We start from the raw sequence: 16,411 nt of genomic DNA, 5'->3' as shown, positions 1-16,411 counted from the left end.
CGTCCGGGGCTGGACAGCGTGACGGTGCCGAGCAGTGACCGCTCGGGACCGTGAACGCACAGGCGTGGCGTGAAGGGCGGTCGCCTGCTCGGCGAAAGGCTCCGCAGGCAAGCAGGTGGAGGCCCGGAGACACTGTCCCTTCACCACCACGCCCTGCACAATCTGCTCGACCCGGCCGACACTCCCGCCCGGACGACCACTGTCCTGCCCCGCGTGCGGTGCAGTCGAGGCACGGAAGGGGAGGCCCCTTACGTGGACGTGGCACGGATGGCTTTGACAGTGGTTGGTCACGCTGCCGAAGCCACACGGAGCCGTATCCGCTGGTCGGGACGGCCGTTCAGCCGCAGTCGCCTTCGATGACGAGGTCCACCAGGGCTTCGAGGTTGTCAGCGACGATGTCTGGCTGCGGTCCGACAGGGCTGAGGACGTTACCGGGGCGTTGCAGAAATGCCGCCTTGCAGCCGGCGTGCAGGGCCCCTGTCACGTCCCAGGAGTGCGCGGCAACCAAACGCACGTCGCCGCCGTGAACCACACGACCACGGCCACGACGAGGTGACCCACGGACCTGGGCGAGAGGCCCCGCAGCCGGCCGGTGATGCGGTCGAGAGTCGTCACCCGCAACACCGTATGAGCGTGAAGCGCTGAGCGCGTACGCCGACGGGAGTAGCCGGATGCGCCAAGCGCGGGGGCGCCGTCCGGCCGCAAGGCGGGGTGGGCGAGACTTGCCCGGTGGCACGCACAGACGAGACCGGTCAGGCCGATCCGCACGCGTCAGTATCCGACACGGCACCGAACCCCCTGCCGCCGACCGGGCAGGCGACCGGGCCCGGTGCCCGCATGCCGCGCTGGCTGCCGCGGTCCATGGTGCTCGCGCTGCTGCTGATCGGGGTGTTCCAGCTGGGCAGCTGGGCCTTCCACCAGCTCCTCGGCCTGCTGATCAACATCCTCATAGCGTTCTTCCTGGCCCTCGCGATCGAGCCCGCGGTGAGCCGGATGGCCGCGCGGGGCATGCGCAGAGGACTTGCCGCTTTCCTGGTCTTCCTCGGCCTCGTGGTCGCGACCTCCGGTTTCGTCACGCTGCTCGGCTCGGTGCTCGCAGAGCAGGTCATCAAGATCGTCGAGGATTTCCCGGCGTACCTCGACTCCGTCATCAACTGGGTCAACGCGCACTTCAGCACCGACCTGAAGCGGGTGGACGTACAGGAGGGCCTGCTGCGCTCCGCCTGGCTGCGGGAGTACGTCGAGAACAGTGCGACCGGCGTCCTCGACGTGTCCGCCCAGGTTCTCGGCGGGCTGTTCCAGCTGCTGACGATCACGCTGTTCTCGTTCTACTTCGCCGCCGACGGACCGCGACTGCGCCGTGCGATCTGCTCCGTACTGCCGCCCGCCAAGCAGGCCGAGGTACTGCGGGCGTGGGAGATCGCCGTCGCCAAGACGGGCGGTTACATCCACTCGCGCGGCCTGATGGCGCTCGCCTCCGGCATCGCGCACTACGTCATGCTGGAAGCGCTGGGCGTTCCCTATGCGCCCGTGCTGGCTATGTGGGTCGGTCTGGTATCGCAGTTCATCCCCACCATCGGTACATATCTCGCGGGCGCCCTGCCGATGCTGATCGCGTTCACGGTCGACCCCTGGTACGCGCTGTGGGTGCTGATCTTCGTGGTCGTCTACCAGCAGTTCGAGAACTACCTGCTGCAGCCGAAGCTGACCGCCAGGACCGTCGACATCCACCCCGCGGTCGCGTTCGGCTCGGTCATCGCCGGCACCGCCCTCCTCGGTGCCGTGGGCGCGCTGATCGCCATCCCCGCGGTCGCCACGTTGCAGGCGTTCCTCGGGGCGTACGTGAAGCGCTACGACGTCACGGACGACCCCCGCGTCGAGGGCCACCGGACCAGGGGCCCGGGCACCGGCCTCGCCGCACGGCTTCGGAGGCTGCCGGGGCAGAATGCCGCTGAACCGGTGATGGCGGACGCGACGGACAGCCCCTCCTAGAAACTGTCCGGGCGATCACGCGATGGGGCGGGGCGACCTGACGGATGCCGAGTGGGAACGGTTGTTGCCGTTCCATCTGCTGGCGGCGCCGCAAAGAACAGTGCTGATCTGAGCCCTCCCCCTGAGCCCTGAGCCCTGAGCCCCGAGCCCTCAACCCCGAGACCTCAACCCGAACCGGCGACCAGCGCCTCGCCGAGCGGCGTGCGGCGGTAGAGCACCGACCGTCCGGACCGGGCGCGGACGAGCAGCCCCGCGCCTCGCAGGATGGCGAGGTGGTCTCCAACCGCGCCGGGTGCCATGGCGAGGCTTCGGGCGAGGTGGCTGGTGCTGGCCGGGGCGTCCAGCGCCAACAGCAGGCGGGCTCGGGCCCGGCCGACCAGAGCGGTCAGCGTGTCCGGTCGGGGCGCGGTCGCCTGTTCGCCCCACAGGGCGGCGGTGCCGCGGGCACGATAGACCAAGGTCCTCGGCCAGGGGTCGTCCAGGTGGGCGGCGATGTTCGCGACGAAGACCGAGGGGATCAGCAGTAGCCCGTCGCCGGCGAGGCGGACGTCTCCGACTGGTGGGAAGTAGCCGATCTCGATGTCGCCGGCGCGCCAGGCGATGCTCGGGTGCAGGCTCTCGATGGTCGTGGCCCATCCGTGTTCGCCGATCACACCCACCCGGTGCACGACATCGCGCTCACAGATCGCGCGCAGTTGCGGCCAGTCCGTGGCGAGCAGCTCGTGCCACGCCTGGTCCATCGCCTCGGCGATCCTGGAGACGGCGTCCGTGGAGTCCAGCACTGCGCGTACGCGGGGACCACGGGCGGACGGGCCGGTCGCGGTGGTGGCGACTTCGTGGCGGGCCGCTTCCAGCGGTGTGGCCCGGATCACGGCCAGGTCGTCTGCCCAGGTCTGGTTGAGGCCGCGCGGCGGCGGGGCGACGAAGCCCGGCCCGGCTTGCGGATTGTGCAGGGCCAGGACGGCGTCCAGTTCCGTCTCGCGGCGAAGCCGTTCAAAGGCCGGCCGGAGCCGGGTGGCCCAGGCTCGCGGCAGCGGCCGGTCCAGGCCGGCGAGCGAGCGCAGCAGCAAGCAGAGGTCCAACGCGGGCGACAGTGCGAAGCGGCTGCGCAGCAGGTCCTCGACGGAGACTTCGAAGCGGAGCACGCTGCGATGCTACCGCCGGACGCCTGCTCCGATTCGTCCAGCGACGAATCATTGGTGAGTGGCGTGGGCGCACGGCGAGGCTGGGCGTCATGATCCCAACCGCCGAGCCCGCGCAGGGCAACCCCCGTGCCACCTACCGGGAGGTGCTGGCCGAGCCGCGATTCCGGCTGCTCTTCTCGACCCGCGCCGTCGCGATCACTGCGGGCTCGCTGCGGATCACCACGTTCTCGGTGCTGGTCTTCGCGGCCACCGGCTCCGCGCTGTTGAGTGCACTGGCCTTCGGCATCGGCTTTCTCCCGCAGTTGTTCGGCTCGTTGCTGCTGGGCTCACTGGCCGACCGACTGCCGCCCCGCTCGCTCATCGCCGGCGGCTACGCCTTGGAGTGTGCCGCCGCGCTGCTGCTCGCCCTGGTGCGGATGCCGATCGCGGCAAGCCTCGGTGTCGTGGCGCTGGTCGCCCTCGCCACACCGGTGTTCGGCGGCGCGTCGAGTCGGCTGGTCGCGCAGTGGCTGAAGGGCGACGCCTATGTACTGGGCCGTTCACTGAACAACATCGCCTCCTCCGGCGCGCAATTGTTCGGTCTGGCGCTGGGAGGTGCGGTCGTCGCGGTACTCGGCCCGCGCCGGGCGCTCGTGGTAAGCGCCGCCCTCTACCTCGGCTGCGCGCTCGCCATTCGTATCCGGTTACCCCGGCTGGAGCCGGGAGAGTCCGGCGGCGCACCCGGCAGCGCCCGGGGCGATGGCGGGGCCGTGCGGGCAAGCCTGCACGGTGCCGGCCTGCTGCTGCGCGGACACACGGTACGGCGACTGATGCTGGCCCAGTGGCTACCGCCCGCGTTCGTGGCGGGCGCGGAAGGTCTGATCGTCGCCTACGCGGGAGGGCGCCACTTCGCGCCCGGCTGGTACGCGGTGCTGATGGGCTGCCTGCCGGTCGGCATGCTCGTCGGTGACCTGCTGGTGGGTCGACTGCTACGGCCATCCGCCCGGGAGCGGCTGGTGGTCCCGTTGATTGCGCTGTCGGGACTGCCGCTGGTCGGCTTCGCCACCGAGCCCGGAGTGGGCGTCTCGGCCTGTCTGCTGCTGCTCTGCGGTTTCGGATTGGCCTACGGTCTCGGCCTGCAACGGCCGTTCCTGGACGCCCTGCCGCGGGATGGCCAGGGCCAGGCTTTCGGTCTGCTCGGCTCCGGCAGCATGACGCTGCAGGGCGTCGGGCCGGCCTGCTTCGGCTCGGTGGCCGCAGGCATCGGAGCAGGCGGCGCGATCGCCCTGGCAGGCGGCGCGGCGGTGCTCACCGCCGGCTGGATTCTCACCTGGCACCCGCCCGCCTCCCCGGTCCCCGTCCCGAACTGCTCAACGGGACCAGAGAACGGCACCGGGCAGCATCCGGGCAGTTCACCTGCGCGGTAGCCGTCGCAGGCCGGTCGGCCGCGAGCCGTCACGCACCCCACCTCCACGTCTCCCTGACAGACAGTCGTTCCCGGTAGCTCATTGCGTCAGGCGACCTGAGCCTCGGCTCTGCCAGCCGTTGCGGACCACGTACCGGATCTTCAGACCACGAACAGACCACGAACAGACCAGGAAAGGTTCACGCCCCATGATCGATGAATTCGCGAAGGACAACCTGCACGGGAGACTGCGGCGGGACCGCGAGGCGCTGCTCTGGAAGCTCGACGGCTTGTCCGAATACGACGCCCGCCGACCTCTGACGGCGACCGGGACCAACCTCCTCGGCCTGGTCAAGCACGTGGCCACCGTCGAGGCCAGGTACTTCGGCGAGGTCTTCGACCGCCCTTCCCCGGAACCGCTGTGCCGGTGGCAGGACCACGACGGCGGCGATCAGTGGGCGAGCGAGGACGAGACCCGCGATCAGATCATCGGGTTCTACCGGCGCACGTGGGAGCACTCGGACGCGACGATCAACGACCTTCCCCTCGACGCACCCGGCCACGTGCCGTGGTGGCGGGAGCCTTCTCCCAATACGAACCTGTTCGCCGTCATGGTCCATGTCCTCGGCGAGTCCAACCGGCATGCCGGGCACGCCGACATCCTGCGCGAGGGCCTCGACGGCCGGACCGGGATGCGCCCCGAACACGAGCAGCAGATCGACGAGGAAGCCCGTGCGGCCTACTGCGCGAAGATCGAGCAGGCCGCCAGATCGGCCGCACCGATCAAGGCTTAGTCGGACATGTCAGGCAGCCCGATATCAGCTCCCCCACCGCCGCGTGCGTCCACGTCGCTCAGCGGGCGCAGGGCACCGGCCGCCGGGGTCGAGGCGCACGCCGGGCCGCACCCGGTGCACGATTCCGTCGATCACCTGCCGGTGATCCCGCCACCGGCCACAACGTCGACTGCTCACCGGCAGGAACGGCCGCAACCGTTCCCACTCGGCAACCGTCGGATCGCCCTGCCCCGTGCTCGCAACAACGACCAGGCACGGGCAGTCACATGATCGCCCGGACAGCTGCTGGGCGGCGCACCGCTCTCTTCCTCGGCCGGTCAACCCGCTCGGCACCCCCGCACGCGAATCGCGGGAGTGCCGAGCGGTCCCCCTCGCCGGCCGGCGGGTCAGGCGCCCGGTGTTACGGCGTCGTCGGCCCTGCGGGCTGCCACCAGGCGGCGGAGGCGTCGCGCAGGGTGTTGGTGCCGCAGTGCACCTCGCCCATGCCGAGGTGGTAGGTGTACCAGTCGTCGATGTACGACACCTTCATGCCCGCCTTCACATAGGCGGCCGTGACGGCCTGGGTGAAGATGTCCTTGCCACCGATGACGGGACCCCACTGGCGGGGAGCGAGGTAGCGGTCGCGGCTGAGGAGGATGCCGTTGACCGCTCCGGGCACGTACGCGCTCGTCGCCACGGTCGCCCGTGCGGCCGCGGCGGGGTCGTTGCGGCCCCTGGCCAGCCACCGCTGCTGGCCGTGCTCCTTCACCTCGTCCGGCAGCGGCGTGTTCCCGCCCATGCGCGTCAGTCGCGGCACCCGGACGTCCTCCCCGCCCTCCGTGCGGGCCATCGAGCCGCGCGTGTAGAGGGCCGGCACGCGCACGATCTCGTCGTCGCTCACGCCGGTCTCACGCTTGAGGATCTTCAGGTTGGCCGCGATCCGCCCAGCCGCCATGGTGTTGTCGGACACCAGGTGTCGTGAGGCGAGGGCCTGGTCGATGGTGTCCGGCAGCGGCGGGGAGCCCCCGAGCCCCGGGACGGAGAACATCTTGGTGCCGCCATGGCCCGCGCGCTTCGCGTCGCGCAGCAGTTGCAGCCCGGCCTCGGGGTCGGCAACCCCGATCCGCCAGCCGCGCGGGGTGTCCGCGGGCAGGAACTGCACGAACTCGTCGACGTGCCCGACCTCCAGCCAGGAGGTGTCCAGGAGCAGCGGGTCCTGGAATCCCTGGGACTTCAGCAGGGTGCGCATCGTCGCCGAGGGCCGCTCGCCACTGTCCTTGCGCCACCCCATGATGATCCGTCCGGCCGGGAACGAGCGGCCGTCGTGGGCGTACGGCGGGACGGTCTCCAGGTTCCCCATGGAGTTGAGGGACCAGTCCGCCGGTGCCGACGCGTCGAAGGCCTGCACGACCCCGATGTCCCGTCCGCGGACCTTCTCGAACAGCTCCCGGCCGGCCTCACGGTCGGGTTGCGCGGAGCGCAGCATCACACGCATCGCGTGCCGGCGCCCGTTGCGTCCGGTCATGCTGACGTACGCCGGCTCGACGAAGTCCTGCGCCCAGGGGTCCTGGTACTTGTCGAACGTCACCAGCGGCCGGGTGATGCCGGCCCTCTCCGCTTCCTTCTTCAGGTCCGTGACGAACTTGCCCTGGAGCCCGCTCCAGTCCGCGTCGCGGTTCAGCTTGGTGACCATCATCTGCTGGGCCTTCTGCAGATGGTGGTGGGTGAGCAGTGGCGCGACGCGCAGGGTGACGGAGTCGGAGGTGCTCCGGCCGCCCGCCGTCACGGTCAGACGGATGACCGTCCTGCCGTCCCACTTCCGCGTGTCCCGGATGATGTCGGTGGCCTCGACCCCGAACTCCACGCCGGAACGCAATTCGGCCGCCGACAACCTGGTCCGCGGCGTGACCATGACCCAGTTGCCCCCACGCTTGAGGTGGACGCGGGTCTGCTGGGCACCGGTGGTGACCTTGATGCTGCCCTTGGCGCCCGACGGCAGGCCCCGCGTCGGTACCGAACGGATGCGGGCGAGGTCGGCGGCGTCGGCCGTGCCGTTCACCTTGGTGTCGGAGGCATCGTTGCACGCGGCCAGCTTGGCGTCGGAGAGCGGTCCGCCGCCGGGTCCGGTGACCGGGCAGCGCTTGGTGTCGTCGTCGAGGTTGGGCAGGTAGACCGCTCCCCTGCCCGAGGTCCAGGTGTCCTCACCCGTCGTGTCGGTGCCGCCGGTGACGTCGACCTGCCCGTCGCGGTTCACATCGGCACGGAGGTCGGCCCGTGCCGCCGGCTCTGCGGCCGAGGCCGGGGAGAGCGGCGCGGCCAGAGCGGTACCGACCGCGGCGAGCGCGACAACCACGGGCCCGGCGGGACTTTTACGTATACGTCTGCGTGAACGCACGGTGCGTTCCTCCTCAGTTGGGGGGTGCACCGTGCAAGAGGTGAAACGAGTGGCTGTACGTTCACTGTGCTGACAGAAAGTCATACCGAGGTCTGACGGGGTCCCGCCGATCGGGGAGGGTGGGACAGAGCAGAGCACCGTCAGCCCGACAACTGCTCACGCGCCCGCGCAACCCGCTGCGGAATCTCAACGTCCAGCTTCACGACAGACAAACTGTCGATCCCCGGGGAGAGCACGTGGCGAAGAAGGACCGGACGACGGACGCGGCCAAGGCCAGGGACCGCGAGAAGTGGATGGCGCGATTCCAGGTACGGCTGGCCATGCAGCCGGGTGTGGACCGGGCAGTCGTGCTCCAGGCGGTCAAGGAGGTCACGACACACTGCGCGGAGACCGGAGAGGACCCGCGGACCGCCTTCGGCGACCCGGACGCCCACGCCGTGCAGGTCGCCGCCCGACTGGTACCGGAGGACCGAGCGGCGCGCGGGAGGCGGAACGACGCCCTCATGGACGCGTTCGACTCCGTACGTGACGCGGTCGGCAAGATCGGCGGCATGTGATCGCTTGAGGCGATCGCCCGCGGCCATGCCCCAAAACGGTTGATGCCATCGCGTGCGGTCACGCCCCGGAACGGACACCGAGGTGCGGTCACCGCCGCCCGGTGCTGCAATTGAGGTGATGGCCGCCCGGTGCTGCAGATGAGGCGAGGGGCGTCACTGGGGGCAGCCGTGAGCACCAGAGGTGACACCGTGAGCGACGAACTTGAAGACGTTGGCCCGATCGACTACCTGGTCGTCGAGTTCCCCGGTAACCGGATGACGGGCGAGGGCCTGCCCCTCCTGGTCGACCTCGTGGACCGCGGCATCATCCGGATCCTGGACCTGATGTTCGTCCGCAAGGACGACGACGGATCCGTGACCGGCATGGAGATCGCCGACCTCACCGGCGACGGCGAGCTCGACCTGTCCGTGTTCGAGGGCGCGTCGTCCGGCCTCCTGGGCCAGGACGACCTGGAGGAGGCGGCCACCGCGCTGGAGCCGGGCAGCTCCGCGGGCATCCTGGTCTACGAGAACCGGTGGGCCGCGCCCTTCGCCGCCGCCCTTCGCCGGGGCGGCGCCAGGATGGTCGCGTCCGGGCGGATCCCGGTGGACACGTTCGTCACCGCCCTCGATGCGACGGAGGGCGCTCGCTGAACGAGGCCGGTCGCCGTACGGGGACCGGTCATTGCTGAAGTCGGTCGCGGCTGACGCCGTCACGGCTGACGCGCAGAAGGGAATCGGTCATGCCAGGTCTCATCCGCGGGGTCGCGCGCACCGCCGTCGTGGCCGGAACGGCGACCGCCGTATCGAACCGGGTGTCCCGCCGCCAGCAGGGGCGCTGGGCGGCGCAGGAGCAGAACGCGTACGCGGCGCCCGCACCCCAGCCGGCACCCAGCACCCCACCGCCGGCTCCCGACATGACCGCCAAGATCGAACAGCTCAAACAGCTCGGCGACCTCAAGGAGCAAGGCGTGCTCACCGACGCCGAGTTCGAGGAGCAGAAGCGCAGGATCCTGGCGGCCTGACCGGCTGTCACAGCCGTGAGTCAGACGCCCTGCCGTTCGGCAAGGATCCGTGGGCACCACGTCCTGGCCCGGGGAGCCGTGGTGGCCGTTCGCGAAGGTGATGGCGATGCCGGCATGGCGTTTGCGGGACTTCCACGACGATGACCTCGACCGCGCCATCCAGATCTGGGACCACAACCAGCAGGCGGACGAGGCGACCGGCGCCTTTCCGCTGTCGGAAGTCGTGACCTCGGCCAGGTCGGGAGGCCCGGCCGTGGTTGCGGTGGTCGGCGACGAGCTCGTTGGCGTCGCCGTGGCACAGGCCCATGGCGAGCGGGGCTGGATCGTCCTGGTGGCTCTGGCCGGCGCCTGGCGCAGGCGCGGCATCGGGAGCGCCTTGATCGCCGAGATCGAGCGCCGTCTGTGGGCACAAGGGGTCCGCCGGATCGGCGCGCTGCTGGCACCAGGGGTGACCGGAACCACTGCCTTGGAGAACTCCGGCTACCGCTCCCGGGCGGGGCTCGTCTTCTACGAGAAGGTCGAGCAGCTCGGCGCGAGCGACGCAAGCCTCCTCGCGGAACTCGGGGGGAGGATGCTGCCCGAAGGTCTGTGGGAGAGCCTCGCGGGAATGGAAGACGTGAAAGAAGCCATCGAGCGGCGGATCGTCCTGCCCCTTGCCCGGCCCGCGCTGGCCGAGCAGTACGGAGTGAGGCCACCGAAGGCTGTCATCCTCTTCGGGCCGCCCGGCACCGGCAAGACCAGCTTCGCCCGAGCGGTCGCCTCGCGCCTGCAGTGGCCCTTCGTCGAACTCTTCCCCTCCCGGCTCGCCTCGTCCCGGGAGGGAGGGCTCGCGGTTTCCCTGCGGGAGACGTTCACCGAACTCGCCGAACTGGAGACGGTGGTGCTCTTCATCGACGAGGTGGAGGAGATCGCCGCCGCCCGCTCCGGTACGGCCGTCGACCCCAGCCACGGGGTCACCAACGAACTGCTCAAGCTGATCCCCGGCTTCCGCGACCACGACGACCGCCTTCTGATCTGCGCCACGAACTCCGTCCGCCGCCTCGATCCGGCGTTCCTGCGCCCCGGGCGCTTCGACTACGTCATCCCCGTCGGCCCGCCCGACCCGGAGGCCCGGTCGGCGGTCTGGCGCCGATACCTCGGACCTGCGGCCATCCACGTCGACCTCGACCGTCTGGTGGCGGCGAGCGCGATGTTCACGCCGGCGGACATCGAGTTCGCCGCCCGCAAGGGCGCCCAAACCGCGTTCGAACGTGAGGTGACCCAAGGGGACGGCGCACCCGCCGGCACGGGGGACTATCTGCGGGCCATCGAACAGACTCGGCCCACTCTCACCGACCAGGCGCTCACGGACTTTGCCGAGGACACCGAGAAATATCTGCGCATGTGACATCGAGACGTGCCGGACGACCGCACGGGATGTTTCACCGGGGCGCGGCCCGTTCCCAGTGCCGTCGCCCCGGTGCGGGGACGCTCAGTCGGTGTAGACCTCGGCCCGGTCCACGCTCACGAACGCTGCCCCGGCAGAGAAGTTGCGTTCCCCGGTGACACGGACTTGTAGCGTGTGCGTGCCGTACGGCAGACGTGGGCTGAGGTACTGGAGCGTCTCACCGGTGCGGATCGCCCCGTAGAAGTCGACGCGTTGTTCGGCGCCCCCGTCGACGCGGATGCCCGCGATGCCGTTGCCCGTGTCCTTCACGGACAGCAACGCGATCCTGGTGCCGGTGAAGGTGAACGTCGCGGTGTTGCCGGCCCGGTCGCTCCAGTGATCGTCGCTCCAGAAGCACTGCGCCGCGCAGCCGGTGCCCGAGTTCCAGGCGCCCTGATAAGTCACCGTGCCGCTGCCGCTGGAGCGGCCGTCGTCGTTGATCCAGTGATTGCCCGACCCGGGGTCGCCGGAGGGCAGGTCCTGTGTCGCGCCCAGTGCGAGCGGAGTACCGAGGTCGGGGCTGCCGTCGGCACGCCAGCCGATCTTCTGGGCACGGGTCGTGCGGTTGCTGTACGTGAAGACCGACGTGGTCTTGGCGTGATGGATGATCCAGTCCTCGGTCCCGTCGGGGGAACGGAAGAAGGCGTGATGGCCGGGACCGAACACTCCCCTGGCGTCGTTGCGCGAGAAGACGGGCCCGCTGTGCTGGGTCCAGTTGCCGGGCACCAGGGGGTCGGCGCCCTTGGGCAGGGACATCATCCAGACCTGGTAGTCGGGCTTGCCGGTGTCGCATGCCGAGTACGTCATCCAGGTGCGGCCGTTGCGGTACAGGAACTCGGGGCCCTCACGGACCTCGGGGCATCCTCCGGCCCCGTCAAGGGCTATGGCGTTGCCGGAGACCGTGTAGGGGTTCGACATGGGCGCGATGTTCAGGCCGTTGTGCTGATACGCGTTGATGCCGCTGTAGGCGAGGTACAGCTTTCCGTTGTGCTGGAGGATCCCGGGGTCGATGGCGAAGTCGTCGGTGTGGTTGGGCGGGGTGAGCTTCGCCTTGAAGTGGTACGGCCCCGCCGGATCGTCGCCCTGCGATTCGAGGACGTACAGCCGGTGATGGCCGTCCACTCCGTCATCGGCCGTGTAGTACATGTACCAGCGGTTGTCGAAGCGGTAGAACTCGGCTGCCCAGATGTGCTGGTTGCGTGAGGGGTCGCTGTCTCTCCAGACCGTGATCGGGTCGGCCTGGAGCAGGGTGCTCAGTGAGGAGGAGCGCCACATCTTGATGCTGTCGCCCTGCGTGGTGGTGAGGTGGTACGCCCCGTTCGCGTACGTCATGAACGGGTCGGGGCCGGTGTTGAGCGGATTGCGGAAGGTACCTGCTGCCGCGGCCGCCACCGGTGCGGCGTCCGCCACCCACTGAGTGGCGAAGGCGGTGGTGGTCCGCGGTACCCCGATCAGGCCGACGAGCAGGGCTGACAGGGCGGTCACCAAAGTGGTGACGGATCGAGCGCGCATCGGCGACTCCCCACATCTCTCGAAGTGCCTTGGACTGCGGACTGTTTGGACCGCGGACAGCGCTGATGGGCTGGCAGCGGTCTATGGCACCACGGCTGTTACATCGATGTAAAGAGTGCTGCGTCGAGAGGTGACGCGGAGAAGTCGCCCGCCCTCAACCACTGGCGCTAGGTTGCTCCTTGACCCCTATATCGGGCTGATCCGGAGGACATCGCGTGACCGAGATTCCCGCCGCCTCGACCGAGGCGCGCAAGCGAATCAAGACCGACCAGCCGCACACGGCCCGAATCTGGAACTACTGGCTGGGCGGCAAGGACAACTACGAGGTCGACCAGGCCGCCGGCGACCAGATCCGTACGCTGCACCCGGGCATCGGCGACTACGCCCTCGCCGACCGGCAGTTCCTCGGGCGCGCCGTGCAGTACCTCGCCGGCGAGCGCGGGATACGGCAGTTCCTCGACATCGGCACCGGACTGCCGACGGCCGACAACACCCACGAGGTCGCACAGCGCATCGCGCCGGAGTCCCGCATCGTCTACGTCGACAACGACCCCATCGTGCTCGCCCACGCCGAAGCCCTGCTGACCAGCACGCCCGAGGGCCGCACCGACTATCTCGACGAGGACCTGCGCAACGTCGACACCATCCTGGAGCAGGCCGCGCGCACCCTGGACTTCAGCCGGCCCGTGGCACTGATGCTGCTCGGCGTCGTCATCTTCATCGAGGACGACGACGAGGCGTCCGGCATCGTGCGCCGCCTGATGGACCGCCTGCCTGCAGGCAGCCACCTCGCCCTCTCGCACACCATCACGCGCCCGGACATGCCGGACGTCGACGCCGCGGTGGCGTTCTGGAACGAGCACGGCACGCCCAAGCTGACCCAGCGCACCCCGGACCACATCGCCGGATTCTTCGACGGCCTGGAACTTCTGGATCCTGGCGTCGTGTCCTGCAACCGCTGGCGATCGGGCGACGCCGAGACCGAACTGCCCGCCGAGGTGGCCATGTTCGGTGGCGTGGGGCTCAAGGCCTGATCGTCTTCGGCCGCGAAGGGCAACGACCTCTGAATGGCTGCCGGTTGGCGCCGATCGGGGCATGTGGCCTGCGGTGGCCTCGCGAAAGCGTCGTCGGGGCCTCGGTCACGGAAATACCGTGACCGAGGCCGCGGGGTCATCGGTCGCGGAAGGTGCCGCGCCGCGCTAGTTCCGGTACCGGAACACGATTCGGCCGCGCGTCAGGTCGTACGGCGGGAGTTCTACCAGCACCCGGTCTTCCAGCACGATCTTGATGTAGTTCTTGCGGATCTTGCCGCTGATGTGCGCGAGCACTTGGTGGCCGTTGTCGAGTTCCACGGTGAACATGGCGCTGCGCAGGCACTCGACGACCTTGCCCTCGACCTCGATGACGTTCTTGTTCTTCGTCATCGCACCAGCTCCAGGTTGCTGCTCATCGGCCGGGCGCCGATGTCCTCGAACAGCGCCGTGCCTGCTCGGTTGGACTCGTGGACTTCCGTCCAGGCCGCGGCGTACCCCGAGTGGTGCAGTGTTCCCAGTGCGTGGGCCAGCAGCGCCCGGGCGATGCCACGGCGCCGCTCGCCGGCCCGGACCGCGACGAGCCCGATGCGCGGCCTGTTCGCCCTCACTACCCGGATCAGGCCCAGGTAGTGGTCCGGCGCCGCGGCCACCGCGTACTTCGACGGGTCGACGATGGTGTCGCCGCCGGGGCGGGGAAGCACCTCCGCGGGCATCGACTGCCACCCGACGGTCGCCTCGACTTCGTCTCGGATCGCGCGGTCCACCGCCCTCAGCAGACTCTCGTCCGCCTGGCCGGCGGGCACGATCGTCACGCCCGAAGGCGGCAGGGCCTCGTCGAGCCCGGTGACCCGTGGGTCGGTCGGCACGACGTACTCCCACTCGCGGCGCCGGATCGTGAACCCGGCCCGCCGCCAGCCGGCCGTCAGCTCGACATCGGCTTCGTCGACCACCGTGTACAGCGGCGCCGGAAGTTCCGCCGACATCGCCTCGGCGAGCCGGTCGAAGGCAGCATCGTGCCAGGCGTCGATACTGACGAACAAGCGTCCGTCGGGCCGGTGCTCCGCATACCCGCGGCCGACCACCAGGTCGTCATCCAGGGCATGCCATTGCCTGTCCGCGACGCGCGTGATCATCACCGCGTTTTCGCTCAGGCCAGATGTGAAAGGTTTGGCGTCCATCGGGATCTCCTCCAGGAGTGCCTCGATCTCAGGCGCTCCTGGCGACACCGAACGTCAGCCGCCGGACCGTGACGGGATGAGGGAGCACCCACGGGTGACTGTGTTCACGGGGCTCACCTCCATACGACGACTTCACGGTCCACCGCGAAAGTAACAACGCGGCGCCACCTCGCTCAAATCCTTTTCCGTGAGGTCGTAACGCGACCATGTCCCGGGCTTCAGTGCTCACCAGCGGACAGAACGCCTGATCTGCCGGCGCCGCCTCAAGAGCGCAGCGCATGGCGCTGGGACGAGGTTGAGCAGGCGGCGAGTGCGCCGGCGCGCGCCCTCCACGCACGCGCTCGCCACTCACCTGTCTCATGCTCTGAACAAGTCCGGAGCGACTCGGCTCGGGTTCGCGCTGCTGCTCAAGTTTTTCGAGGTGGAGGCCCGGTTCGGTTCCCCGAGTCGGCCCAGGAGGTGCCGACCGCCGCAGTGGAGTACGTGGTCCAGCAGGTCAAGGTGCCTGCAGAGGCGTGGGCGCACTACGACTGGCAGAGCAAGGCGATCCAGCGGCACCGGGGCGAGATCCGGGCGGCGTACGGGTTCCGGGCGAACACCGAGGAGGACCAGGACCGGCTGGCCGCGTGGTTGGCCACCGAGCTGTGCCCGGTGGAGCTGTCCTGTGGCCGGCTCGCGGCGGCGGTGGTGGCCCGGTGCCGCAACGACCACATCGAGCCGCCAGCGCCCGGGCAGGTGCGGCTACCGGGGCCCCGGCGTGATGATCTACTGGCACGTCGAGCGGAAGTCGGTGTGCATCTACTCCCAGCTCAAGAGCTGTTCGGCCTCCGAGGTCGCTTCGATGATCGAGGGTGTCCTGCGGCACTGCACCGACATGGAAGTGGACCGGCAGTACACCGACACCCACGGCGCTTCCATTGTCGGCTTCGCCTTCGCGCACATGCTCGGCTTCAAGCTGATGCCCCGGCTGAAGAACAGCGGCTCAGCGAAGCTGTACCTGCCGGCAGCCGGGGAGGACGACAACTGGCCGAACCTGGCGCCGGTGCTTTCCGCCAAGACGATCGACTGGGACCTGATCCGCCAGCAGTACGACCAGATCGTGAAGTACACCACCGCCCTGCGGCTGGGCACCGCCGAATCCGAGCAAGTCCTGCGCCGCTTCACCCGCCGGCGGCCCCAAGCACCCCATGTACCAGGCGATCAAGGAACTGGGCCGGGCGATGCGTACGGCGTTCATCTGTGACTATCTCGCCGACGTCGAACTGCGCCAGGAGATCCACGAGGGCTTGCAGGTGGTGGAGAACCGGAACTCGGCGAACAAAAACCTCTTCTACGGCAAGGACGGAGACCTGGTCGGGCAGGACAAGGAGTCCCAGGAAATCAGCATGCTCGCGCTGCACCTGCTCCGGTCCGCCCTGGTCCACGTCAACACGCTGCTGGTTGCAGCAGGTCCTCGCCGATCCTAGGTGGGCCGACACGCTCACCGACGCGGACCGGCGGGCGCTGTCCCCGCTGTTCTGGACGCACGTGAACCCCTACGGCCGGTTCGAGCTCGACATGAACAGCCGTCTCGACCTTTGCTTGGACCTTACTGCCGCGGGAGCAACCCCGCCCTGACCGCGCAGCCCGCAGCGCGGTCAGGCCGCTGCCCCGGCGTGGCCCTGTGCTTCCGGCCGAGCCTTCCTGTGATGTCGGCCATGCCGGCGGCATCCCTCAATCGGCAGCGGCGGCCGCTATGACGCGAGCCCACGTCTCAACGCGCGGCGCCGTGGTGCTCCGCTCTCTCCACGCCGCTGCGGAGTCCGGCACCGACGTGCTCCTGGTGCCCGGATTCGTACTGAGGTGGCGGCGGCGCAGGGTGCTCATGCCCAGGGTTGGGGTGATGGTAAGAACCGCGCCACGAGCCACAGATCCTAGGATGCAGTGGGAAATCTACCGTCTTCAACACAGGTGGTCAGAACATCCCTGCTGGTCAGCGAAGGGTTGTCGGAGCAGGTGCACGGCAGAGAAC

14 protein-coding genes and 2 pseudogenes are annotated in these 16,411 nt (G+C 69.4%); 10 read left to right on the top strand and 6 right to left on the bottom strand.

What is annotated here, in order from left to right:
* Positions 1 to 337: 337 nt before the first annotated feature.
* Positions 338 to 532 carry an HAD family hydrolase gene (locus AC3ETA_RS27060; RefSeq protein WP_432195509.1) on the bottom strand — a complete coding sequence of 65 codons (195 nt, stop codon included), beginning with the start codon at positions 530 to 532 and terminating at the stop codon, positions 338 to 340.
* Positions 533 to 729: 197 nt separating this feature from the next.
* Here AC3ETA_RS27060 and AC3ETA_RS27055 point away from each other — a divergent pair, with 197 nt between their 5' ends.
* Positions 730 to 1,992, top strand: a complete 1,263-nt coding sequence (locus AC3ETA_RS27055) for an AI-2E family transporter (protein ID WP_432195508.1) — start codon at positions 730 to 732, stop codon at positions 1,990 to 1,992.
* Between the two features lie 164 nt (positions 1,993 to 2,156).
* Here AC3ETA_RS27055 and AC3ETA_RS27050 read toward each other — a convergent pair whose 3' ends face one another.
* Entirely contained in the window at positions 2,157 to 3,137 is a 981-nt protein-coding gene (locus tag AC3ETA_RS27050; RefSeq protein WP_432195507.1) for a winged helix-turn-helix domain-containing protein, read from the bottom strand.
* Between the two features lie 89 nt (positions 3,138 to 3,226).
* Here AC3ETA_RS27050 and AC3ETA_RS27045 point away from each other — a divergent pair, with 89 nt between their 5' ends.
* A complete protein-coding gene (locus AC3ETA_RS27045; RefSeq protein WP_432195506.1) occupies positions 3,227 to 4,543 on the top strand; it encodes an MFS transporter in 1,317 nt (438 codons plus the stop codon).
* A 187-nt stretch (positions 4,544 to 4,730) separates the two neighbouring features.
* Complete coding sequence (locus AC3ETA_RS27040) at positions 4,731 to 5,315, top strand: DinB family protein (protein WP_432195505.1); 585 nt, start codon at positions 4,731 to 4,733, stop codon at positions 5,313 to 5,315.
* Between the two features lie 400 nt (positions 5,316 to 5,715).
* Here AC3ETA_RS27040 and AC3ETA_RS27035 read toward each other — a convergent pair whose 3' ends face one another.
* Positions 5,716 to 7,647: a protein-arginine deiminase domain-containing protein gene (locus AC3ETA_RS27035; protein WP_432195504.1), complete on the bottom strand. Its 1,932-nt coding sequence runs from the start codon at positions 7,645 to 7,647 to the stop codon at positions 5,716 to 5,718.
* A gap of 278 nt (positions 7,648 to 7,925) precedes the next feature.
* On the opposite strand from AC3ETA_RS27035, the gene AC3ETA_RS27030 reads away from it, so the two are divergent.
* The 4 genes from AC3ETA_RS27030 to AC3ETA_RS27015 all read left to right on the top strand — a co-directional run bounded on the left by AC3ETA_RS27030 (position 7,926) and on the right by AC3ETA_RS27015 (position 10,637).
* The gene (locus tag AC3ETA_RS27030; RefSeq protein WP_432195503.1) at positions 7,926 to 8,246 is read left to right on the top strand and encodes a hypothetical protein; all 321 of its coding nucleotides are present in this window, start codon (positions 7,926 to 7,928) and stop codon (positions 8,244 to 8,246) included.
* A gap of 189 nt (positions 8,247 to 8,435) precedes the next feature.
* A complete protein-coding gene (locus AC3ETA_RS27025; RefSeq protein ID WP_432195502.1) occupies positions 8,436 to 8,879 on the top strand; it encodes a DUF6325 family protein in 444 nt (147 codons plus the stop codon).
* Between the two features lie 89 nt (positions 8,880 to 8,968).
* Complete coding sequence (locus tag AC3ETA_RS27020; protein WP_432195501.1) at positions 8,969 to 9,250, top strand: SHOCT domain-containing protein; 282 nt, start codon at positions 8,969 to 8,971, stop codon at positions 9,248 to 9,250.
* Positions 9,251 to 9,350: 100 nt separating this feature from the next.
* Complete coding sequence (locus AC3ETA_RS27015) at positions 9,351 to 10,637, top strand: ATP-binding protein (RefSeq protein WP_432195574.1); 1,287 nt, start codon at positions 9,351 to 9,353, stop codon at positions 10,635 to 10,637.
* Between the two features lie 84 nt (positions 10,638 to 10,721).
* Here AC3ETA_RS27015 and AC3ETA_RS27010 read toward each other — a convergent pair whose 3' ends face one another.
* Positions 10,722 to 12,188: a glycoside hydrolase family 43 protein gene (locus AC3ETA_RS27010; RefSeq protein ID WP_432195500.1), complete on the bottom strand. Its 1,467-nt coding sequence runs from the start codon at positions 12,186 to 12,188 to the stop codon at positions 10,722 to 10,724.
* Between the two features lie 215 nt (positions 12,189 to 12,403).
* On the opposite strand from AC3ETA_RS27010, the gene AC3ETA_RS27005 reads away from it, so the two are divergent.
* Positions 12,404 to 13,222 (top strand): SAM-dependent methyltransferase, encoded by an 819-nt coding sequence (locus AC3ETA_RS27005; RefSeq protein WP_432195499.1) that lies wholly within the window; start codon positions 12,404 to 12,406, stop codon positions 13,220 to 13,222.
* 165 nt (positions 13,223 to 13,387) lie between these two features.
* On the opposite strand, the gene infA is transcribed toward AC3ETA_RS27005, so the two are convergent.
* Together infA and AC3ETA_RS26995 are read right to left on the bottom strand one after the other, a co-directional pair.
* On the bottom strand, positions 13,388 to 13,612 hold the full coding sequence (infA, locus tag AC3ETA_RS27000) for a translation initiation factor IF-1 (protein WP_269637243.1): 225 nt from the start codon (positions 13,610 to 13,612) through the stop codon (positions 13,388 to 13,390).
* A complete protein-coding gene (locus AC3ETA_RS26995; RefSeq protein WP_432195498.1) occupies positions 13,609 to 14,400 on the bottom strand; it encodes a GNAT family N-acetyltransferase in 792 nt (263 codons plus the stop codon). The genes infA and AC3ETA_RS26995 overlap by 4 nt, the downstream gene beginning before the upstream one ends.
* Positions 14,401 to 14,577: 177 nt before the next feature.
* Here AC3ETA_RS26995 and AC3ETA_RS26990 point away from each other — a divergent pair.
* Positions 14,578 to 15,072: pseudogene (locus AC3ETA_RS26990) on the top strand (DUF4158 domain-containing protein); the annotation flags it as partial.
* 70 nt (positions 15,073 to 15,142) lie between these two features.
* A pseudogene (locus AC3ETA_RS26985) lies at positions 15,143 to 16,017 on the top strand (Tn3 family transposase); the annotation flags it as partial.
* Positions 16,018 to 16,411 lie beyond the last annotated feature (394 nt).

Source organism: Streptomyces sp. bgisy027 (assembly GCF_057710365.1).
The sequence above is the reverse complement of the archived record's forward strand: the minus strand, read 5'-3'. Positions and strand labels throughout refer to the sequence as shown.

Excerpts from the sequence above, each read along its gene's own strand:
- infA (WP_269637243.1), bottom strand. The coding sequence starts at position 13,612 with ATGACGAAGAACAAGAACGTCATCGAGGTCGAGGGCAAGGTCGTCGAG.
- AC3ETA_RS27015 (WP_432195574.1), top strand. The coding sequence starts at position 9,351 with ATGGCGATGCCGGCATGGCGTTTGCGGGACTTCCACGACGATGACCTC.
- AC3ETA_RS27040 (WP_432195505.1), top strand. The coding sequence starts at position 4,731 with ATGATCGATGAATTCGCGAAGGACAACCTGCACGGGAGACTGCGGCGG.
- AC3ETA_RS26995 (WP_432195498.1), bottom strand. The coding sequence starts at position 14,400 with ATGGACGCCAAACCTTTCACATCTGGCCTGAGCGAAAACGCGGTGATG.
- AC3ETA_RS27010 (WP_432195500.1), bottom strand. The coding sequence starts at position 12,188 with ATGCGCGCTCGATCCGTCACCACTTTGGTGACCGCCCTGTCAGCCCTG.
- AC3ETA_RS27020 (WP_432195501.1), top strand. The coding sequence starts at position 8,969 with ATGCCAGGTCTCATCCGCGGGGTCGCGCGCACCGCCGTCGTGGCCGGA.
- AC3ETA_RS27045 (WP_432195506.1), top strand. The coding sequence starts at position 3,227 with ATGATCCCAACCGCCGAGCCCGCGCAGGGCAACCCCCGTGCCACCTAC.